We start from the raw sequence: 22819 nt of genomic DNA, 5'->3' as shown, positions 1-22819 counted from the left end.
CGCAAGATACTTATTTTATACTTACAATATAGTAATGAAGTATTTTTATCGTTAATACTGTTAAAACGTTACTACCATCTCTAGTAATTTCCTTGCATATTCTGACCGAACATCTTTTAATTGTTCAATCTCGGCTATTTCTTCAATCTGACCATCTTTAAAGATTATAATTCTATCGCATATGTAGGCAGCAGCCTGAATATCATGCGTTATAAATATATAACTCGTGTTATATATTTTTCTTAATTTTTTTAATAAATCAAGTACTTGTTTTTGAACAGATACATCTAAAGAGCTAATCGCTTCATCTAATAAGATACATTTCGGTTCTATTGATATAGCTCTTGCAATACATACCCTCTGAATCTCTCCTCCTGATAACTCATGCGGATATTTCTCTCTATACAATGGATTTAATCCAACTTGAATTAATAAATTATCAATCTTGCTATTGTATTCTTTTCGATTCTTTTTTTGAGTTTTTAATGGCTCCATAATTGCTTCTTCAACAGTATAAAACGGATTAATGGAAGAAGTATAATCTTGAAAGACAGCGCTCATATTACCTAGATTTACTTTTCTGCTCTCTACACGCTTCCCCTCAAATAAAATTGTTCCACGATCAGGTTTTTCTATTCCTAATATCAAACGTCCTAACGTTGATTTTCCACTGCCGCTTTCTCCGATAATACCAAGGCATTCACCATTCTCACATTCAAAACTAACTTCTTTTAAGATTTTCTGTTTTTCTTTAGAAAATAATCCGCCTTTATTATAGGACTTATCAACGCGATTAACTTTCAACAATTAGAACTCCTCCCCACTATTTTCTTAAAGTTATTACTTAGTGCTAATCTAGTAGACACTAAATATCTTGTATATTCATGTTGCGCTTCTGAAAAAATAGTTTGGGTATTTCCCTTTTCAATAACTCTCCCATCTTTCATTACTAAAACGTTATCAGCAATTTTTTTTACAATACCTAAGTCGTGGGAAACAAAGATCATTGAACACCCCATTCTTTCTTTTAATTTAATAAATTGTTCAACGACCTCAAATTGTGAAATTGTATCTAATGCTGTAGTCGGCTCATCGGCAATAATAACATCAGGTTCTAATACTAATGCCAACGCAATCATAATTCTCTGTAACATCCCACCGGATAGCTGATGTGGATACTTATTCATAATCTCTATTGGAGCTTTTAACATGACACTTTCCATGGCATGTTTCATTTCTTTCTCTATTTTGCTGTTATTCCAACCAAAATGTTGAGCAAGTGTCTCTCTTAGATGGGTACCAATCACACATGAAGGATCAAATGCCCCCATGCCATTTTGTAGAATCATACAAAGCTGTTTTCCTCTTTTTTTTCTCATCTCTTTCTCAGAAAGACTATTTAAATCTTCCCCTTTAAATAGAATATCTCCTGATTGATGAACCCAAGATTTATTCAATCTCATAATTGAACGACAAGTTACAGACTTGCCACTGCCACTTTCTCCTACAATTGCTAAACAGCTTCCTTGTTTTAAATGAAACGAGACATTATCAACAATCACTCTACCATTGTTATTGTCCCAAGTTCTCAAGTTTCTAACTTCTAACAGGTTCATAAATTTATTTTGCCCCCTCTTTTTCTTTGAGCTTATTTTTAAAGATATTCCCGTTTTCTTGAGCGTGATGATTAGAAGCTCTTAGTGTCGGATCTAAAGCAACCTGGAGTGCATCCGATAAAAAATTAAAAGCCGCTACGACAATAATAATAGCTAACCCAGGTGCTAACATTAGCTCTGGTTTTGAAAACATAATCCTTCTCGCCTCATTTAACATCATTCCCCATTCAGCATTTGGAGCTTGAACTCCCAAACCTAAAAATGAAAAACCAGATATTTGTAAAATCATTGAGCCAATAGAACTACTTGAAATAACTACTATATTAGGCAATGTAACAGGAACAATATGCTTACATATAATTTGCATATCACTAATACCCGATACTTTAGCAAACTTCACATAGTTTAATCCCGAATACTGCATAACAGATGTTCTAATTACTCGAGCAAACCATGCCCATTTAATTAAAAGAAACGCGATTAATATATTCTTAAAGCCCACGCCTAAAATCCCCACAACTGCCAATGCCATAACGTACCCTGGAAAAGAAAGCATAATATCACAAACCCTCATAATAAAAGCATCTACTCGGCCTCTAAAGTAACCGGCTATAAGGCCTAAAATAGTTCCAATTAAAACAATTATCAATAGCACAACTAAAACCCATAGAATGCTAGGACGAACTCCATAAATCAATCTAGATAAAACACATCTTCCTAAGTGATCATTACCAAGTAGGTATTCCCACGATGGGTTCGCATACCTAAGTTTCATATTTACTCCCTCAGGATCATGTGGTGCAAGTAAAGGCGCAAAAATACCAGCAACAATTGTCATAACAATGACTACTAAAGAAATAATAGCTAACTTATCTTTACTTAAAGCTTTTAATATTTTCATTTAGAGATCATTCCTTAATTTAGGATTCATTACAGCATTTATAATGTCAGAAATCATATTAAACAATACAAATGCTACTGCTAGTATGAGGACATATGCTTGAATAACCGGTAAATCTCGACTTAAAATAGCTTTCACACTCAGACTTCCTAACCCCGGCCATGCAAACACATTTTCTATCACTACCGTGCTTCCTAATATAATAGGTATAGACATACAAAATATTGAAATGACAACTTGCAAAGAATTTCTTAAAACATGTAGAGTAATTTGTCTCTCTGTTAAGCCGCAAGCTTTCCCATATAGTACGTAATCTTCATTTAAATTACTTAACATTGAGCTTCTAACAATTCGAAAATAAATGCCTGCATAACTTATTGTAATAACAAGAACTGGAAGAAAATAACTTTTACAGGAATCCATCCCACTTGTTGGTAGAAGATCTAATTTCACAGAAAAATACCAAATCATAATAGCAGCAAGAAGGTATGACGGCATTGCTGTTAGGAAAAATAAAATCCCTCTTATTGATTTATCAATTCCCCTGCCTTCTTTCATTGCACAGATAACACCTAATACTATTGACAAAATAATAATAGAAACAGATGACACTAAGGTTAGTTTTAATGTATTAAGAAAAGCAGGTCCTATTAATGACCAAACTGGTTTTCCTGTGACGTATGAGTTCCCAAAATCTAATTGCAAGCAAGCTATGGTCCAATGTAAATATTGTTCTATTAATGGTTTATCCATACCTAACTTCTCTTTCGTTTGTGCAATTAATTCATTTGTTATTTCTGGAGTATCTTGTGCACGTAGTACCACTTCTGCTGGATCTAAAGGGGAAAGATGAATTAAAAAAAACGTAACCAATGAAATAACTAAAAGCAAAGGAATCGATATTAATAGCCTTTTAATGATATATCTTCCCATAGAAACTCTCCTTTGAATAAAAAATTAACCAATAAAAAGGGGGGAATCCCCCTTTTTATCCCTATTTAAAGTTCATTCTTTCAAATGGTAACTCATATTGTGTTTGCTTAAATGAGATACCTTTTAAATTTTTAGGAGAAACTACAGTAACACGTCCATATGATACTGGAATAAAGACTGCTTCATCATGAACAGTTTTTAAAATATCCGCATACAATGATTTTCGTGCTTCCTCATTAGTAGATACCATAACCTCAGCAATTTTATTGTAAAGCTGGTCTGCCTCTGCAATACCACTTGTAGTATGCAAATAAGAAGCATTGGAAGTAAAAGCAGCTATTGTGCTTTGTGGATCATACGCCAATCCCCATGTTTGATTAAATAATAAGTCATAGTCCCCAGTTGACCTTCTATTAGCGATTGAAGTGGATTCTTCACCAATAATTTTCAATTGAATACCTATACTTTTTAACGAACTTTGGATAAACTCAGCTTCTGCTTTTTGAGAAGGAGAATTACTATCATAATAAAGGTTCATTTCTAGTTTTTTACCTTCTTTCGTTCTAACGACAGCATCACCTTCCAATTTCCAGCCAGCTTCTTTTAAAATTTCCTTTGCTCTTTCTAAATCATAGCTACGCTTCTTCAATGGAACATCTGCGTAATTAACATTAGAAGAAAATAGCGTATGAGCTACCGTTTCCGTATTATTTAAAATATCCTTAGTAATTGTTTCTCTATCAATAGCGTACCAAATGGCCTCACGAATGGCCTTTTCGCTTACTGGATTATCAGTTTTACTACTATTAGCCACAATCATCTTCGTATTCATTGCTTCACTTCTAGTAATTTGATATTTACCAGAATCAATCAATTGATTCATTGCCTCGATATCGATACTATCTGCCCCTCTATCATCTGTGAAAGCAAAATTAACTTCTCCTTTTTGTAATGCTAAAAATGTTGTTTCCCCTGCTGGCAGAACTTTTGAAGTAATCTTCTTAATTTTAGGTGAGCCACCCCAATAGTTTTCATTCGCTTTAAAAGTTGCAGATTCATCGGTTTTATGTTGATCGAGAATATATGGACCTGTACCGTTATAGCCATTTACGCCACTTTTTGTGCCTCCATTAACAAAATTTTTAGGCGATATAAATACATAAGGTCTAGTCATGGATAATTCAACTAGCGTTGGATAATATGCTTCTGATAGTACTAATTCAATTGTATATTCATCTATCACATTACAAGATACTATTTTGGTTGATAGTTTAATCCAAGAATGCTTTTGTGCATTATCTTGCACAGCATCAATATTTTTCTTCACTGCTTCTGCATTAAATGGTTCACCATCATGAAATTTCACATCTTTTCTTAGATGAAAAGTATATATTTTTCCATCTTGTGATATCTCCCATGATTTAGCAAGTAGAGGCTTAATGCCTTCTTTAGTATTTTCAACTAATGATTCATATATCATTCCTTGAGCAGACATGGAACCTGTATATAAATGCGGATTCATATCATTAATATCTTTAGATACTGCATAAGTTAATGTGTTTTTGTCACTTGTTGAAATATTACTTTTCTTCTTGCTATCTGAGCTTTTTAACATTGCAAAGCAGGTAGCTAGAACGCATAAGAAAAGAAAAACTAGAGTCATGATTTTAAATCTTTTAGTCAACAAATTATTTTCCTCCTTTTGTTCTTCTTACTTTTGATATAATTTACTTCGGTTATTTAATACTGTTAGCTGTTTCAAATATATTAAAAGATTAATTGAAAACAGTAATCATTACGATTTATATATTGTAGTAAGGTCAAGTTTATTCCACTATTTTCTCTCTACTATCTTTTTCTATTTCACTACAAATCATATTTAAATCCTCCTCGAAACTTTGAGCATAATATGCATTCGATAATAATTTACCTTTACAAGATTGAGCAATCTTTTCAATTTTATTCTCATAAATCTTAATAAATTTATCAACTGTTGGACAATGTACACCTAATTTTTTTGCAATTCCCTGTATTATTTTAATACGATAATAGTCTTCCTTTGGCATTCTAGGAATATCCCAATACCCTGAACTGTTGACAAATATTTTTCTAAACGGAACAGCAGAAAAATCAAAATACTCCCCTTCCTTATTCGGTTCAGAAAAAGGGTCAATTAATAGTGAAGTATAACGAATATATAATAAATATTCTTGATGGATATTTTCTAGATGATTAAAGTTTTCTATATCATGCCGAGATAGATTTTCCAATCTTACTGGATAATTATCATCTGTCATAAATTGCAACAGATTAAGTCTTTTAATCTTCATTTTTTCTAAAACATTCATTATTTCCTTCCATTGTGCCAACATATCACGTATTAAATATTGTGTAATTGGACCCTCAGGATAAATTTTATATACAAATTTTTGCACATCGAATTCTCCGAATATCGCACTTAAAGAAAAATCATTCATAAATAATGGTGGATGAACATATAAAGAAATATTTCTCGTTTCCGCCTCAAGTGGAGATTTCATGACTTCAAGAGTAATTTCTAATTGTTTATACACCTTACAGAGTATATCTATATTTTCAGATGGACACTCTGTCGATCCTATATAAATTTTTTTCTTAACTGCTGTTGTCAAAACATGATTAGAAGGACTACCTTGTATCCATCGTGTATCCCCATAATATGTAGAAAAACTAATAATTTCTGCTTCTGGATTAATACTGTTCATATAATTACTTATTAGGCTGTTTGAACCAAAAGTCGGAGAAATTAAAACAATACACCTTACTTGTTTCAAAAAATCTTTATTAATCTTCTTTATTACTTCAATATACGCATCCGCTGTTACAGAGAAAATAATGGTATCCCAATTCCCTTTAATCGTTTCATATCCTTTAAAGACTTGATCGACGGAGCAAACACCTTCCATATTTCTATGTTTTTCATTTTGAACGCTTACATGAACTAGATGATTACTTTGCTTAATAGCTGAAAATACTTCCTCTGAACGAGCAGATTCTCTTCCAGCAATCCCAACCTCACTTTTCAATTGCCTTTTTAAATTTACAGCAAGCTGGATCGCAGTAGGGCCAGTTCCTAACACTAAAACACGCTTAAAAGCACTCATAAAACCCTCCCTTTCTCATAAGAATGTAGGTTATACTTTTCTATATAACTCAATATCAAACACATCATTTGGGCGCAATATATCATCAATTTTATTCCATTTTTGTTTATCAACTTCCCTCGAAGGATAATTAAATAGAGACTTTAACTGATTACCATATCGTATAGCTACCACTACATTATCATTTGTTAACGTATGTAATTGCTCTAGTATGTTATATTTCTCTTTCACGGTTGAACTAAAAATGATATGAGTCGCGTCTTTTGTAAAATCAAGATTTTCTACTGGTACTTTTTCCAATCTAATATTTAATCCTGTACCTAGTCTTTCTACAACGCTTACTCCCAGTTTAATAGCTTCATCATCAATATCTATGCCAACAACCTCCGCTCCAGTTCTCTGAGCAACTAATAATGGTGTCATTGGAAATGAACCTGATCCTACTAGTAATACTTTTGAATTAGAAGTAATTTGAAAACTACCAAATTCTTTTTCAATACATGATTCAATATTCTTAAAGTAATCTGTTATTTCAGCAACCCCACTTAGCAATTTCAATGCACGATATTTTTCCATAATAGCTACACAATGTGATGATTTTTCTCTTAAAGATGCTATAAGTTGATTCAAATCACAGTTTTCTTGTTGCTGCAATTTCTCCCACATTTCTTGGTTCCTTGTGTTTACAATGAAGTTTGAATAATCATCTATCAAGCTCTCTAACTCCAAATAATTATTGATAGTGTGATTATATTTTCCTGACAAAGTATTAAACTTCTCTAAATAATCATTCAAAAATTTCAAAAAAACATCTAAATCATTCATTCCTTTTTCTCTCCAATACAATGTAATAGTTAAACAGTTATAAAAGCTTTTCCTTGTGCTACTATCTCAACACCCCCTTCAATTTTAAGACTTGTTATCTCTTCTTTATGACATTTGGCGAAAACAGTAATAGTTCCACCAGGCTGTTTTACATGTGCAACCACCTCCTCTTGATTTTTCCAAGCTAAATAAGCTCCTAAAGAGGCAGTACCTGAACCGCATCCCCGTTCCCATACCATACTATTAAGATGTGGAACATAGATTAGTGGTTCTAATTCATTAGAATTTGATTTATACAATAGGATACCTACCAATTTAGTATCTAGAGTTAATGCCAATGATTTGGCTAATGTTTGGGCTTTCTTTCTCATTGCTTCACTTATTGCCTCTACTTCTATGACAATATGGATAGAATCATGATAATTTATCATAACAATGTCCAAATCATTTCCTTCATGCTTTATAGTTTTCTGTTCTATCTCTTTAGGAATAGGCATCGTAATTTGGCAATAATATTCCTCTAACTCTCTTCTCACCTGACACACTATGAGTTCGTCTGTTCCTGAAACTTCTAGTAATATTTCTGTTAAGTTATTATGTTGTGGTGCTTTTTTAGACGTAATAAAAGCAGCCAATGCCATACAAGCATTCCCACAAAACTCTCCCCCAGCCATTTTTAAGTGTGCATCAGCCTCCTGCCTTGTAGATTCCTCTATAAACCCTACTTGTTCTGCATACACGTTGTCATATGACATAATTTTTGTTGCAATCATCTTATGTTCTGTAACTGGATGATTAGTGTTTACAAGAATCGTCATATTTTGAGTTGGATTACATTTTATAAAATCTATCTCCTGTATCATCACAACTATCCTTTACAATGTTTTTTATTTCCTTCGTTTAATTTAAAACGTAATCATTACGATTTACATTACATGAGATAGATTATATCATAACGTTTAATGGCGTCAATACAATTTTATTCTTTTTAAACTATTTCTTTTTCGATTTAAAAGCAGGATTTTATACGTACTCGTATTTTACTCCTAGATGTATCTTCATCGGTTGATCCAGGTAGAAAAGTAACTGCCCTACAGTCGGGATAAAATTTCAACTTGAAATTCAATAAATTAACTATTGCACTCTCCTTTTTTGAAATCATATAGGATACATACTTCCATCATAGAAATCTACCGCAACATATTTTTTGGATTCTACATATATATGAAAAGAAAAGGAAGCAATTACTGAATTTTAATTATTGTCATCCTGTTTTATTCTTGAGTCTACAAACGCTTTTTCTTGTTGATTTCAAAAGAAATTGATACTTATGATCCCTCCTATAGTAAATAAAGCCAAGGGCAATTCCCATTATTTTATATTTTTAAACTCTCTTACCTTACTCATTTCCATTTCATTAAAAAGTCGATTCTGCTGCAATGTTGCTTATTATTTAAAACTTGAAACGTTATAACTATATGGTGGCTATAACTCTTTAAATATGAAACGAAACTTAAATATACCTTACAAACTCGTGTTTTATGTAAAAAAACATTTTGAAAAAATGTTCAAAATCGATTTATCTTCAGCAGTGTAGCGATAATAATGTTATTTAATTTCCCTCTAAAAATGTAACAACCACCTACGGATTAACAGCGTAGATGGTTTTAAAATCATTTAAAAATGTAGTTAGTATTCTATAACCAGAACTTCAAGAAAATAATAAAATCGTTTAATTCACACACTCTTCAAAATAGTACATTACTATATGAGGTACCGCCAGCATTTCGGAAAAAAACACGCTAAGCAAATTCATATAAGAAAATGGCCGCATTTTACCCCGTTAAGAGTAAATCGGCTCTTTATATCAAAAAGAAATGTGGTCATTAATCATTATAGCAATTGAATTTTATTCCTTTAATAAGAACCATTAATCCTATTATATAAGTTGTTCCCTATAATCATGAGCAAACTGCTTTAAGGTGATTGGTTTTCTTCCGAGTAACTGTTCTAAGTCTAGTGTAATTTTTTTAGCCAAACCTAATCGCGCTGTAGTATAAATGCCAATCATCACCATAATAAAATCATTTTTTAAACCTTTTTGAATCATTCTTTTTCTGAAAGTAAAAATATTAGGGTTTGTATATATGATATGTTCGTTCGTTTCCTTTGAAATAATTTCAGCAACTTCATAATATGTCAATGCTTCACTTCCAGTTAAAGCATAAGCTTTGAATCTATGTCCATCTTCAGTTAACACTTTTGCAGCAACTTCTCCAATATCCCGCACATCTATAAAGCTGGTTTTTCCTCTACCAGCAGGTACCTCAATTATTTTATCTTTCCTTAATTCATCACCATGTTGAGATAATAAATTTTGCATAAAAAAACTTGGTCTTAAAAATGTATAAGGAATTCCAGAATCTTTTATGATTTTTTCAATTTTAGCATGAGGTACGATTAGATTTTTTTCTACACCTAACAATGATAAGAATACGATATGTTTGATACCTACTTCTTTTGCAGCATCTATAACAGGTTGAAAATACTTTTTGGCATCAGCAAGATGAGGTGGACGTAGAAGAAATAATTTCGTAACACCCATTAAAGCAAGTTTTAATGATGAAGGGTTTTCAAAATCAAAATAAACACCTTTGCTTTCTTTTCTATGAGTTGCAACCTGAAAATTAGCACTTCTTTGTATTAACGCCTTTACAATCTCTTTCCCAACATTTCCTGTAGCACCTGTGACTAAAATCATTTTCATCATCCTTTATTTTCTTTTAAATTTTGAATCATATTTTTTAAAACACACATTGTTATTTCTACCTCATCTTTTGGAATATTCATTACAGCAATTTTTATCACATTATCACTTACATGCTCTATCTCATGTAGTAATGAACTTGCTTTATCAGTTAAGAATACTAGTTGTGAGCGTTTATCACTTGGATTATGCTTAGTAACAATCCAACCTTTTTGCACTAATCGTTGAATGATTCCTGTTACTGTTGGCCGATCAGCTAATAATCTGTCTGCAATCACAGCAGGTGTTGTTCCATTAGGGTAAAATGATATGTCCTTTAAAACTGACCATTGTTGAGCGGTGATATTATATTCTTTTAATTGATTTGTTAATTCTGTTTTCGTCATTACACTTATTTTGTGTAACAAATATCCTAAATTATCCATATTACCCTCCAAATAGTTAGTACACTAATTATATAATTAGTGTACTAACTATTTGATTGTGAATCAACTTAATTACATTATGTGGATTGGAATATACAAATACCTTTAAAGGGCTAGTGACATGGGTACTTTCGTAGAATGTAAGGTAAAAACATGTGTATGACGACGAAGGTAATGTTAACCGACATTATTACGAACTTGCAGCATTAACAGAGTTGCGAAATTACATAAGATCAGGAGATATATTTGTTTCAGGAAATAGACAGTATAAGGCATTTGATGATTACTTAATATCTGAAGAGGATTGGAGAAACATAAAAAATGTGGAAAATTACTTGGCAGTTCCTTTAACGGTTAAGGAGTACTTAACAGAAAGAATAACTTCGCTAAACGAACGTTTGGACTGGTTATCAAAAAACAGTGAAAAATTAGAAGGTGTTGATATCAGCCAAGGAAAACTATATGTGGAGAGGTTAGATAAAAGGACTCCAGAAGAAGCAAAAGCATTTAGTATGCGCCTACATAATATGTTACCAAGAATAAAGCTCACAGATTTACTAATAGAAGTAGCCAGATGGACTGGGTTTCATGAGCAATTTATCCATACTTCAACGAACAAATCTCCTGATCAAGAAGAGAAGAATATAGTATTAGCAACTCTGATGGCAATAGGGACCAATATTGGTCTTACAAAAATGGCAGAGGCTACTCCTGGAATCTCTTATAGACAAATGGCAAACACAGCACAATGGAGAATGTATGATGATGCTATGGTTCGATCTCAGTCTGTTCTAGTTAACTTTCAACACAGGAGACAATTAGCAACATATTGGGGAGACGGTAATACATCGTCCTCAGATGGAATGCGGGTACCTATTGGCGTTCGCTCTTTACATGCTGATTCAAACCCGCACTATGGGCCAGGAAGAGGAGCAACTATCTATAGGTTTATAAGTGATCAATTTGCTTCCTTCTATTTAAAAGTAATTAATACAAATGCCCGAGATGCACTATACGTCCTTGATGGTTTACTTTATCATGAAACAGACCTCATGATTGAAGAACCTTTTTATAACCAATCATCTTAAAATTCCTTTCTGTACATCTTTATGTTCCTTTTCAATCATACTTAAGGCATATCAAGTTTATATCAATTTGAAATGAATTTTACTTTTTAAAAATAATAAATCCGCAGTTCAATCGTTCTGTTATTAGTAGCTTCGTAATAACACAATCAGTAAACAAAAAAGGTGCGAAGCCTTAAATTAGACTTTGCACCTTTTTTGTTTACTACAACTGTATTATATTACTGTTTTCCATCCCACTTTTCTAAACGGAAGTAGAACAACACACCGTCTTCAGTGTTGGTCACACCGTATTTCGCATCATGTAAATCAAATATATTTTTTACAATGGACAGCCCAAGACCCGTTCCACCACATACTCTTTTTCTTGATTTATCGCCCCGATAGAACTGATCCCATATTTTATCTATATTCTCTTCTGCTATATGTGAACCTTTATTCTCAAACCCTATATATACGTCATGTTGTTCCTCTTTTACATCAATCACAATGATTTGTTTTGCATCTGTATAACGAATCGCATTTGCAAACAAGTTTGTTATAACCTGTTCCAATAAATTCGTTTTCCCCTTCACGCACACATCATCTATATTTAATTTGATTTGTAGTGATTTTTCATCAATTTGAACTTGCAAATCTTGTTTAGCCTTTTGAATTAAATCACCTATATTAACTTGCTCCATCTGTATTTGATATGTTCCTGATTCATATTTAGCTAAATTTAGCATTTCATCAATTAGTACATTCATTTTCTCTATTTCTTTTTCTAATGCTTCCCAATAATATTGATTCATTTCAGGTGCAATACCATCTTGCAGCATGGAAGCAGATATTTGCATCACGCTGAGTGGTGTTTTTAATTCATGTGAAACGCCTGCAATGAAATCTTTTCTTGTTTGTTCTAATTTCTTCTCTTTCTCTAAGTCCTTTTTTAACTGATTGATATACCCTTCCATTCTTTCTGAGAGCTGATTAATGTTAGAGGAAAGCTCTCCAATTTCATTTTTCGACTTGATAGAAAGTTTGTCTTTAAACTGGAATTCCATTATTTTTTTCGTTGCTTCATTAACCTTTAATAATGGCTTAGTGATAATTCTCGAGTAATAAAAACATACAATAAGCGACAGAACCAGTACAAATACTATAATATATATATAATAATCACTCATTACATCTGTTGCTTTTGTAATTGGTTGTAACGAAGATAATGTATAAATAAATTCCTTTACTTGGCCATCTTCCATAAGTGGTTTTATCGTTTCTAGATACTTGATTCCATTTATACTAATTTCATTCTGTACCCATTCTTCTCCGCGTAATTTTACTTTATCGCTAATCCAATCCGATTGAAATTGCAAAATACGATTTGCAAATACTTCATTACTATACAACGTATTATCGTTATCTACATCACTGTACTTCGGAAAGCTAATCTCTGTTACGAGTCCTTCTAAGTAATAATATTTATCACTTTCCTCTCTTGAGAAAATTTCAACTCCCTTTTTAGCACCTAACATCATATATTTTTTTATCTGATGGTATGTAGGAGCTACAAAGTTTCCATCGTATCCTTTTATCTTTAGTGTTGTAGGAACGACGATATCTTTATTTGGCCCTTTACTCACTGTATCCATGATAGCTGTTTTGGTCGTTTTATTGATTAAACTCGTAATTAAAATGCTGAAGTTAGAATCCATATCTCTCTTTGCGTTAATTAAATTATTAAATACGACTTTAGATGTTCGACTTGGATCATTTTTATCAACCGCTTTTATATAGTAATCTCCTGATGGTAATTTCTTTATGTTTGCTACCTCATCGAGCCTTGCAATCATAATACCTTGCTGATTCGCATATGATAGTTCTTTACTCTGGAGTTTATTTTCATCCTGTTTATGTTCTTCATAAAATGTATAATATTGTTTTAATTGTTTGTGAACATTTTCTTTTTCTTTATCTATATACAAGTATTTCATCACATACATTTGTCCAAAAAAGATAGTCGCGATGATCATGCAGCATAGTAAAAAGGTAAGAGAAAATAATTGAAATACAATTTTCTTTCTCATTATTTCTCTACCTCAAACTTATATCCCGTACGCACAACTGTAGTAATGTGCTTTGCTTTCTCACCTAGTTTCAAACGTACATTACGCATATGTGCAGTTAATGTTTTATCATCTCCATCATAATCATATCCCCAAATATTTGTGATTAATTGCTCTCTCGTTAATACTTGCTCCTTATGCTCCATTAAAGATTGTAAAATTTCATACTCTGTATGTGTAAACTCTACTTTTTTTCCATCTATCGAAACAGAACGTGCTGATTTATCTAAGTGAATACCACATAAATCAATGCAGTCCTGAAATTGTACATTTTGATTTGTATCTTTGAACAAACGTTTTGCTCTCGCTAATAAAATTGCAGGTTTAAATGGTTTCGTTACATAATCATCTGCCCCTAGTTCAAATCCAAGTAATGTATCATCCTCATCACTTCGAGCTGTTAATAAAATAATGGGAACGTTAGAGTTCTTGCGAATACGCCTACAAATTGACCACCCATCCATTACTGGGAGCATAATATCTAGTATGATTAAACTGATATCATGATCATGTGCAGCAAACAACTCTAATCCAATTTCGCCATCTTCTGCTGTTATCACATCATATCCATCATGCGAGAAATAATGCGCTACCGTCTCTCTTATAATTTTTTCATCTTCTATAATTAAAACTTTTTTCATTTCTATTCTCATCCAATCTACGTTCTCTTTAAATCGAAATGGTCATCGCTTGTCTTCCCATCTGAATCCAAGACTGTTCAAAATTATTTCGATTAATCGCTCTATGTTTGTCCGTCTTTAGTGGATCGTTAATATATACATATTGGTCATCATAATCTGTCACAACGACACTATGTTGATGATATGTCACTTTCATTTCCCCTGTATCTGTTCTCCATGTATAAAATTGATTATCAGGTAACCGTTTAAAACGAGCATTTGTTAATACCCATACAGGGCGACCTCGATCTATCGCTTCATAAATTTGCTCAGGTTCTTTGTGACTTAGATTCATCACTGTTTCATCTGGAACATACAACTTTGCCAATTCTAAAATCGGCTCCACAAAAACACCTAATCCAGGTTTATCAAAAGTAGCCATATCTCCGATAAAACCTTTGTGCATATTTCCCTTCAAACCATTACTTTGAAATGGTACATACTGTATCTTTGAAGCCAATTCCATTTTATCCACTTGCACTCCTGCAAATTGTAATACCATAGCGAGACTTGTTACTTCACAACCGCGCATCAATTCTGGTTTTTGTAAGATAAGCGGAACATCTAATGGCTTTATTACCTCTTTTTCTATTGTTATATTTTCCTTTTCAACTACTTCTTGTTCTTGCTGCACTTCTTGCACCATGACAGGCTGTTTTTGTTCTCTTATAGGACTTTCACTATTAGACATACCTATACATATACCTAATCCTGCGATAGTTAATAAACAAAATGTTTCTTTCTTAATATATTTCATAAATACCTCTCCTCACTTCTTTCTAAGGAGAGTGTAGCTATTTCATATTTAGATAATCTCATGTTCATAGAAAGATAAAGAGAAATCTATATCAAGATTATATAAAGTTACTTACAGTTCTGCTCATCATTCATAGGTTTAGCAAGTTTCATAAAGATAAATACTATCCTAAATAATCGTATGGGTAATACATTGTGCTTTCAAGAAGTAATATTTAACTATTTTACGTATGTTCGCCCGTAACATCACAAACACTATATTTGTACAAATCTTCTCGTGCAGATTATTGTAAGGCTAAACTCATTATATAAAAAAGAAAAATCGTACAAGGTTTTCAATCTCAAAATAAGAATATTAGTTCCTTCTATCAAACTTTAAAAATCTATTTAAGAAAAACTTAAGAAATTCCCCTCTATATTCATAAGAATCTTTTTCTATACTGAATCATGTAAATGAACAAGAGGAGAAATGATCATGAAGAAATTTGTAATTTGCATACTAGGAATAGGCCTACCTATATACTTACTACCTTTCATATTACGCGGGGATTTGGACAGATTTAATCCGATTGCTGAAGAAAAAAATGTATACGCCATAGCGAAGGGGTATGGTGTTCCCGATTATCATCATAAAGGAAGAGCTATGTACGCACTAAAAGCTGTTGATGAAGCAAGAAATGAGAACGAATATACAGTAGGAACGAATACTCCTAATGATTTCATTAGAGAAACATACTTGAAAATTCACGTAAAAGGCAAGTATGTGTATTCTTACGATGTTATTTCTGAAAAAGATATTCCGGAGAAAATAAGAGGACAATTGAAGATAGAAGATAAATAAAAGAGCCTACTCGTATGAGCTGGCTCTTGAGTGCCTCTCCCACCTATCATTAGGCTATCTTAAGGAAGAAGCATTTTTTTGATAAATTTATTAAATTCTTTATCATTGTTTTAATAACCATTGTTCAATTACTTTCACTGTTTCATCTCGTTGTGCTTTTGACGTAATTAAGCTTGCATTATCACCTTTTTGCTCACCATACATGCCGAAATGAGCATGGTTTCCGCCTTTTATCATGTGCATAGTAGTATTCTTTGACATTAACTTTTTACTGTTCTCTATTTTTTCTACAGTTGCTAAAGCATCTACTTCCCCATAAATTGATAACATCGGAATCGATTTAGTAGAGAAATCCTCTGCAGGATACGAACCTAAGAAAATGATCCCGTCTACCTTACCTTCATGTTGAAAGGCATACTTAGAAATCATAGCTCCGCCCATTGAATGCCCCGCAACATACCATTTTTGAACTTCAGGATACTGTTCCATCACACTGTCTACCGCATTGATTCCAAGTATCGCTAAGTTTAATGGTAACTTAGGCATTACTACAAAATGCCCATCTTTTGCAAGAGCTTCCCCTAAGTAACTATAAGCCTCAGCTTCTACTTTAGCTCCTTGGTAAAAAATAATCCCTACCTTAGCATCTTTCTGTCCAAATACTATATGATCTTCATCTTTTTTATCATCCACTAACAACAAAGCCTCTTTCGTTGGTTTATAAGTAAACTGAGACCAAACAAAAAACGTAATACTTCCCATAAGTAAAATACCTAGTAAAGAGTATAGAACAATTTTTATCCACTTCTTCACATATATGCCCTCCCTAAGATGTTTATATTCTATACTTTAAATTATTATGAATATACTTGTCGAATAATCTTTTATTGTTATTCAAAAAAATGATGTTAGGACAAATAATAAGAGCTCTACATGCATAATCAACCTTTTAATTGCTGTAGGTGTAGTTTTTCATTTCTCCTTTAATATCTCTACAAGATAAAATTAAGTTCATAAACAAATAAAAAGAAAAGCAAGCGACCTCAATTATTAGGTCACTTGCTTTTTCTTTCAATATAGACTTTCTAAACAACTCTATGGACTGTTCTAATTATGTGCTTCACGTTCAAATTTTTGAGTTGCCACTTTTTTAGGCATGAAACATGCAAAGATTAATGCTACGAAAGATAAAAATAACATGAATAGATACGCATCACTTGAGCCGAAAATAGAGGATAATTTCGCTAGTTGAATAGCTGTAATGTTTCCATTTTCCGAAGATAACTCCGAAGCATGTGAAGTTGCTTCAGTCGTATATATAGTAATAACAACTGCTGTTCCAATAGCACCGGCTAATTGACGAACCGTATTATTTACGGCTGAACCATGTGAACCTAATTCTCTAGGTAAAGCATTTAGTCCTGCTGTATTTAAAGGCATTGAAATGAAACTTAACCCAATTCGTAAAATAATAGTACGTACCATCAAATATATATACGTTGTGGATTCAGTTAAATCAATTACACCCCACATCGAAATAATGATAAATATTAACCCTGTAATAAAGAGTGGTTTTGCCCCGTATTTATCATACATTTTACCTGTAATTGGTGATAAGAATGCATTAATAACAGCTCCAGGTAATAGAAGTAAACCTGATTCAAATGCGGTAAAGCCTCGGCCGTTTTGTAAGTATATCGGTAAAAGAATTAAATCAGCATACATAATCATCGTGATGAGTACATTTATCACGGATGTAAGAGTAAAAATTTTATACTTAAATACGGATAAATTTAATAGTGGATCATTAGATTTTATTTGACGTAAGCAAAGTAGCGTTGTAACAATTATCCCGGTAATAATTGTTGTAATAACAATCGGATGATCCCATCCCTTACTTCCCGCACTACTGAATCCAAATAAAACACAACCAAAACCAACTGTTGATAACATGACACTTACAATATCCAAACTTGCTTTTGTCGTATCTGCAACGTTGATCAAATATTTCAGTGCAAGAATAATGACGATGAATACAAATGGAGCTAATCCAATAAATAACCATCTCCATGATACATATTCAATGATAAAACCAGATAACGTTGGAGCGATCGCTGGCGCAAAAATTATGGCAAAGCCGATGGTTCCCATAATACTCCCGCGCTTTTCACTAGGGTATAAATATAAAATAACTGTCATCATGAGCGGCATAATAATTCCTGCCCCAATTGCTTGAATCATTCTTCCTGTTAATAACATGCCAAAATTGATGGCACCGGCACATAGTAATGTTCCGACGAGTAAAAAGAACATTGAGCTAGTAAACAATTGTCTCGTTGTAAAACGTTTCATTAAAAATGCCGTAATTGGTACTAACACACCGTTTACGAGCATAAATCCTGTTGATAACCATTGTACAGTTGCAGCTGTAACATCAAATACCTCCATTAAATTACTCATCGCTACATTGAGTAATGTCTGGTTTAATGTCGATAAAAAACAGCCAGCAATTAGTACAAGTAATAAAACTTTCTTATTTCTTTCTGTTATTCCCTTCTCCATTTGTAAACTCCCTTTTTCTATAGTTGCATTATCGACACAGTGTCGATAAAATTCATAGTAACAAAGATACATATTCCTGACCATGAACAATTTTGTTGAAAATGTTCATTAATCGACATTGAAAATATGCTATGTCGAGAAAGTCAAAGAAAAATCTATAAAGGAGTTTCAAAATGTCTACATCTAAAAAAGAGGATCCTCGTACACTTCGTTCAAGAGAAATGTTTAAAAATGCCGTCTATTCCCTTTTACAAGAAGAATCCACCATTTCAAATTTAACAGTCCAAAAAATCGCAAACAGAGCTGGATTAAATCGGACAACATTTTACTTACACTATCAAGACATTCAGGATTTACTCATGCAGCTCACTAATGAAATTTTAAACGAACTTTCTAATAAAATTACTACTTTAATACACGTAAGCGATTTATCAGAAAAACAACAGTTAACACAATTGCTCGATTATTTATATATTCATCGAAATTATTTATCCATTTTATTTAATATGAATCATTTTGAAGAACAATTATTTCTATTAATAAAGCGATTAGTAGAAACGAGAAGGAATAATAGTGAGACAGAGTTACCCCCAGATTATGTCTCTATTGAGATTAAAACCGCCTCATTGGTAGGAATCATCATGTGGTGGATAAGAAATGGACTTCATTTTAGTTCAGATTATATTACAAACCAAATTTATTTCATGTACAGAGGACAATGAGGTTAGAGCATGTAAGTCCTATTTCGCTATGTAGAAAAATGCGAATTTCGTGCGCTAAGAGAATTTGAATATAAAAAATGCCCCCGATTGTTAAAATGTGCTTAACAATCGGGGTGCACTTCATGGAAATCGACTTTTGTTTTAGATATTGATTTAGCAATAAAAAATCACAATATAAAAACATTTTTATTTAATCCCTTGTTTTTCAAATCTATATTACTTCAAACTTTCATCGAACGTTTTTTCAATTTTATCAGCATCTTTTGATATTGCTAAAAGGATATAATTATCTTGTGTTTTTAAGACATGTTTTTCTATTAAGAAATACTCTTCTGGAAGATAATCTTTAAAACTTTTTGATTTTTTTTCAATCCTATTTGAAATTTTCTCTTTAATGCTTTCTACATTTTTCGTGTCTTTTACTTTCATTACAGCAATTTCATCAGCTTTAATATTTGTAGGAGCAGTGTATAGTACAAAACTTTCGACTTCATCAGCATTTATATTATATAGCTTTTGAAGTTTTTTACTATCCCCTTCTTTCATTTCTTCTAAGTTAGTAACATGTTTAATTTTCTCCCCTATTTCTGTAGCTGAAAGGCTATTAGCATTTTCTTTTTTTCCAAAACAACCACTTAAAGCTCCTAAAGTGATCGTACAAATAATAATAGTAATAACGAATTTTATATTAAAAGGTTTCAACAAATTTATCATTAGTTTACATTCTCCTTTTCGTTTATTTGGTTCAAACATTTAATTTGAACCAAGGTTGTAACGATTTATATTTAATGCATACCGCCATTAACATAAATGAATTAAACATAATTAATTCATTTATTCAGATAAATTATTTACAGATACATCTTCAAAGAAAGTATTTCCGTTATAAAGCACTAACATATCATTGATTTTATTTTTCTGTACCAGCGTATTTAAACTATCTGTATAGTACCTAAGATCGACTATATGGATTTCACTAAAATGTGGTAGTAAAAACGGCAGTAAAGAATTTGCATACGAATCTTTGACAACTAATAATTTTTCCCCATTCGTATTATCAGTTTTTATTTTTATTAATGGATGATTTCCATTGAAAAATACGGTATATTTATCTTTTTTCTTAATGTTCTCCATCTCATAAAGAGAGGTTGACGTTTTATTTTCATCTATATACTCTACTGTATATTTTGGAGCTTTCTTTTGCTCATATAATTCAATGCTATCAGGATCTATATTTTTAAAGCCTACTTTTGAATATAGGGATCCATAAAAGCTATTTGTAATTTGTTTCATGTTAAATGAACTATCTTTATTAGGAGTAAAATTCATATTTTTACCTAGCTCTTGATAGGCATAATATGCACCTTTAGTAGTCCAATGGTGATCCGTTTTATAATATATATATTCATCCTTTTTAGAGCTCAATGAAGGATATACATCAATAAAGTTTATATCCTTATTTAAAGATTGTTTTACTTTATTAATATACGTACGCTCATCACTATGAGAAACATAGTTTGGGAGTTTATTTTTTAAAATACTACTTGCTGTAGGTACTAACATGACTCGCATTTTCACATTAGGATTTGCAATATGAAAATCATTTATTGCTTCTATTTTGCTTTTTACATCTTGTTCTTTAGGCTTACTAAACTTTTGAAGTAAAAAACCGTCTTTACCGATATACACACCATTATTCTCTTTCTTGCCTAGTTTGTGGTCCATATCAGATTTCACATTTATCCAAAAATCTCTGAATGCAAACTGATCAGAAATATATTTTTCGTAGTTAGAAGTGAACTTTTTTTCTATAAGATTTTGGAAAGAGAAAGCCGGGAACTGTTCTAGCTTTCGATTCTCTTCATCTGAAAATGTTTTATTGGGAGTTAGTAAATTTATACTGAACATTCCCCCTATAAAGAATGTCAATAACCCTGCCATTGTGTGTTTATATATTTTTTCATACTGATTCAAGTAACTCACCTCTTTCAAGCTAAATACAATTTCATTGTTCTATAGCCTATCATTAAAACCTAAAGTATAAGAATGGATTATATGTGTCATTCACTAAATACGCGGTTGAAAGAACTGCAAGTATGACATACAAAACTGGAATTCCAATAGCACCTGGTAACTTTAGCTTTTCTCTCATATATACAATTACCCTTTTTGGGAATGGTGTTGAACACATTGCTAAGACAATAAACAGTATACAATTAGTTGTTACATAATATAGAGTTGTATTATCCAAGAAAACGGATTGATTAAAACCAAACATTGTTCCTATGAAATTCATTGCTACCGATAAGTTTTCAAATTCAAAAAATACCCATCCGATTAAAACGATAATAAGTGTATATATATGTCCGATAAAGCTCATTCTATTTTTAAGCCATTTTAAAAGAAATAGCTTTTCTATTGTTACAAATACTCCAAAATACAATCCCCAAATAATAAAGTTCCAGTTCGCTCCATGCCACAATCCTGTTAAGAACCAAACTATAAGTAAATTTCTAAGTTGTTTGATTAATCCTGCTCGATTTCCGCCGAGAGGAATATATACATACTCTCTAAACCATGAACCTAACGATATGTGCCATCTACGCCAAAACTCGGTTACACTTTTTGATATATAGGGATAATTAAAGTTTTCTGGAAAATCAAACCCAAACATTTTTCCTAACCCTTGAGCCATAGCTGAATATCCTCTAAAGTCAAAATATATTTGGAAAGCAAAAGCAATAATCCCAATCCATGCTGTAAGGACCGTAAGTTCTGATATAGAAGTTGTTTTTACACTTGTCCAAAGAAGTCCTATATTATTAGCTAAAAGTACTTTTAACGCAAGGCCTCTAATAAACAATTCCATTCCTTCCCCAAAACGATCAAATGTTACTTTTCTTTCTTGTAATTGTTTGTCAATATCACTGTATTTTACGATAGGTCCTGCAACAAGTTGAGGGAACATCGTAACATAAGTACCAAATGAAATAATATTTTTTTGTGCTTGTACTTTCCCTAAATACACATCAATTACATAAGACATCGTTTGGAAAGTATAGAATGAGATGCCCACCGGAAGAGGAAGCGTCTCGAACTGAATATTTAAATTGCAAAGAGTATTGATATTCTCTATTACAAAACCATAATATTTGAAGAATCCCAAAATTCCTAAGTTTATTACAATGGAGTTAATAAATATTGCCTTTTTAATACCTTTACGATCTCTATACTTATCGATAAGTATGCCATTAGCATAATCAAATATAGTGGAAAATATCATAATAACTATATAAACAGGTTCACCCCATGCATAAAAAATGAGACTGATAATAAATAACACCAAATTCCGAAGAACTTTAGGTGATACGTAATAAACAATAAGTGCTAACGGTAAGAATATGAAAAGAAAAATCAAACTACTGAACACCATTGTTTTTTCACCTCCTACAATA

General features: G+C 32.1%; 20 protein-coding genes and 1 pseudogene. 3 read left to right on the top strand and 18 right to left on the bottom strand.

Going from position 1 to position 22819, the window contains the following annotated elements; translation table 11 throughout:
• Positions 1–60: 60 nt before the first annotated feature.
• The 10 genes from ACTFOB_RS17790 to ACTFOB_RS17745 form a co-directional block, all read right to left on the bottom strand.
• Entirely contained in the window at positions 61–807 is a 747-nt protein-coding gene (locus ACTFOB_RS17790) for an ABC transporter ATP-binding protein (protein WP_440028146.1), read from the bottom strand.
• Positions 801–1616 carry a staphylopine uptake ABC transporter ATP-binding protein CntD gene (cntD, locus tag ACTFOB_RS17785; RefSeq protein WP_440028149.1) on the bottom strand — a complete coding sequence of 272 codons (816 nt, stop codon included), beginning with the start codon at positions 1614–1616 and terminating at the stop codon, positions 801–803. The genes ACTFOB_RS17790 and cntD overlap by 7 nt, the downstream gene beginning before the upstream one ends.
• Positions 1617–1620: 4 nt before the next feature.
• Positions 1621–2517 carry a staphylopine uptake ABC transporter permease subunit CntC gene (gene cntC, locus ACTFOB_RS17780; RefSeq protein WP_440028152.1) on the bottom strand — a complete coding sequence of 299 codons (897 nt, stop codon included), beginning with the start codon at positions 2515–2517 and terminating at the stop codon, positions 1621–1623.
• Positions 2518–3450, bottom strand: a complete 933-nt coding sequence (opp1B, locus tag ACTFOB_RS17775) for a nickel/cobalt ABC transporter permease (protein WP_440028155.1) — start codon at positions 3448–3450, stop codon at positions 2518–2520.
• 61 nt (positions 3451–3511) lie between these two features.
• Positions 3512–5113: a staphylopine-dependent metal ABC transporter substrate-binding lipoprotein gene (cntA, locus tag ACTFOB_RS17770; protein ID WP_440028259.1), complete on the bottom strand. Its 1602-nt coding sequence runs from the start codon at positions 5111–5113 to the stop codon at positions 3512–3514.
• 163 nt (positions 5114–5276) lie between these two features.
• Positions 5277–6593: an opine metallophore biosynthesis dehydrogenase gene (locus ACTFOB_RS17765; RefSeq protein WP_440028157.1), complete on the bottom strand. Its 1317-nt coding sequence runs from the start codon at positions 6591–6593 to the stop codon at positions 5277–5279.
• A 30-nt stretch (positions 6594–6623) separates the two neighbouring features.
• Positions 6624–7418: a class I SAM-dependent methyltransferase gene (locus ACTFOB_RS17760; protein ID WP_440028160.1), complete on the bottom strand. Its 795-nt coding sequence runs from the start codon at positions 7416–7418 to the stop codon at positions 6624–6626.
• Between the two features lie 29 nt (positions 7419–7447).
• Positions 7448–8281, bottom strand: a complete 834-nt coding sequence (locus ACTFOB_RS17755) for a diaminopimelate epimerase (RefSeq protein ID WP_440028163.1) — start codon at positions 8279–8281, stop codon at positions 7448–7450.
• A gap of 1076 nt (positions 8282–9357) precedes the next feature.
• Positions 9358–10179 (bottom strand): SDR family oxidoreductase, encoded by an 822-nt coding sequence (locus tag ACTFOB_RS17750; RefSeq protein ID WP_440028262.1) that lies wholly within the window; start codon positions 10177–10179, stop codon positions 9358–9360.
• Between the two features lie 5 nt (positions 10180–10184).
• On the bottom strand, positions 10185–10610 hold the full coding sequence (locus ACTFOB_RS17745) for a MarR family winged helix-turn-helix transcriptional regulator (protein ID WP_440028166.1): 426 nt from the start codon (positions 10608–10610) through the stop codon (positions 10185–10187).
• A 149-nt stretch (positions 10611–10759) separates the two neighbouring features.
• On the opposite strand from ACTFOB_RS17745, the pseudogene ACTFOB_RS17740 reads away from it, so the two are divergent.
• Positions 10760–11680, top strand: a pseudogene (locus ACTFOB_RS17740) (Tn3 family transposase); the annotation flags it as partial.
• A 236-nt stretch (positions 11681–11916) separates the two neighbouring features.
• Here ACTFOB_RS17740 and ACTFOB_RS17735 read toward each other — a convergent pair.
• The 3 genes from ACTFOB_RS17735 to ACTFOB_RS17725 are packed head-to-tail and all read right to left on the bottom strand — an operon-like array spanning position 11917 to position 15240.
• Positions 11917–13764 carry a HAMP domain-containing sensor histidine kinase gene (locus ACTFOB_RS17735; protein ID WP_440028169.1) on the bottom strand — a complete coding sequence of 616 codons (1848 nt, stop codon included), beginning with the start codon at positions 13762–13764 and terminating at the stop codon, positions 11917–11919.
• Positions 13764–14444 carry a response regulator transcription factor gene (locus tag ACTFOB_RS17730; protein ID WP_440028173.1) on the bottom strand — a complete coding sequence of 227 codons (681 nt, stop codon included), beginning with the start codon at positions 14442–14444 and terminating at the stop codon, positions 13764–13766. The genes ACTFOB_RS17735 and ACTFOB_RS17730 overlap by 1 nt, the downstream gene beginning before the upstream one ends.
• Positions 14445–14472: 28 nt before the next feature.
• Positions 14473–15240, bottom strand: coding sequence for a C39 family peptidase (locus tag ACTFOB_RS17725; RefSeq protein WP_440028176.1), 768 nt, complete (start codon positions 15238–15240; stop codon positions 14473–14475).
• Positions 15241–15714: 474 nt separating this feature from the next.
• On the opposite strand from ACTFOB_RS17725, the gene ACTFOB_RS17720 reads away from it, so the two are divergent.
• Positions 15715–16080 carry a YxeA family protein gene (locus ACTFOB_RS17720; RefSeq protein ID WP_440028178.1) on the top strand — a complete coding sequence of 122 codons (366 nt, stop codon included), beginning with the start codon at positions 15715–15717 and terminating at the stop codon, positions 16078–16080.
• A 102-nt stretch (positions 16081–16182) separates the two neighbouring features.
• On the opposite strand, the gene ACTFOB_RS17715 is transcribed toward ACTFOB_RS17720, so the two are convergent.
• Complete coding sequence (locus ACTFOB_RS17715; RefSeq protein WP_440028180.1) at positions 16183–16893, bottom strand: alpha/beta hydrolase; 711 nt, start codon at positions 16891–16893, stop codon at positions 16183–16185.
• Between the two features lie 294 nt (positions 16894–17187).
• Entirely contained in the window at positions 17188–18642 is a 1455-nt protein-coding gene (locus ACTFOB_RS17710) for a DHA2 family efflux MFS transporter permease subunit (RefSeq protein ID WP_440028183.1), read from the bottom strand.
• Between the two features lie 173 nt (positions 18643–18815).
• Between ACTFOB_RS17710 and ACTFOB_RS17705 the strand changes: the two genes are divergently transcribed.
• Entirely contained in the window at positions 18816–19364 is a 549-nt protein-coding gene (locus ACTFOB_RS17705) for a TetR/AcrR family transcriptional regulator (protein ID WP_440028186.1), read from the top strand.
• Between the two features lie 216 nt (positions 19365–19580).
• Here the strand turns inward: ACTFOB_RS17705 and ACTFOB_RS17700 are convergent, their stop codons facing one another.
• The 3 genes from ACTFOB_RS17700 to ACTFOB_RS17690 form a co-directional block, all read right to left on the bottom strand.
• Positions 19581–20078: a DUF4358 domain-containing protein gene (locus ACTFOB_RS17700; RefSeq protein WP_440028265.1), complete on the bottom strand. Its 498-nt coding sequence runs from the start codon at positions 20076–20078 to the stop codon at positions 19581–19583.
• 120 nt (positions 20079–20198) lie between these two features.
• Entirely contained in the window at positions 20199–21338 is a 1140-nt protein-coding gene (locus ACTFOB_RS17695) for a DHHW family protein (protein WP_440028188.1), read from the bottom strand.
• A 52-nt stretch (positions 21339–21390) separates the two neighbouring features.
• Positions 21391–22797 (bottom strand): MBOAT family O-acyltransferase, encoded by a 1407-nt coding sequence (locus ACTFOB_RS17690; RefSeq protein ID WP_440028191.1) that lies wholly within the window; start codon positions 22795–22797, stop codon positions 21391–21393.
• Between the last annotated feature and the right edge of the window lie 22 nt (positions 22798–22819).

The organism is Bacillus cereus group sp. MYBK79-1 (genome assembly GCF_051915365.1).
In the GTDB taxonomy this organism is placed as follows: domain Bacteria; phylum Bacillota; class Bacilli; order Bacillales; family Bacillaceae_G; genus Bacillus_A.
The sequence above is the reverse complement of the archived record's forward strand: the minus strand, read 5'-3'. Positions and strand labels throughout refer to the sequence as shown.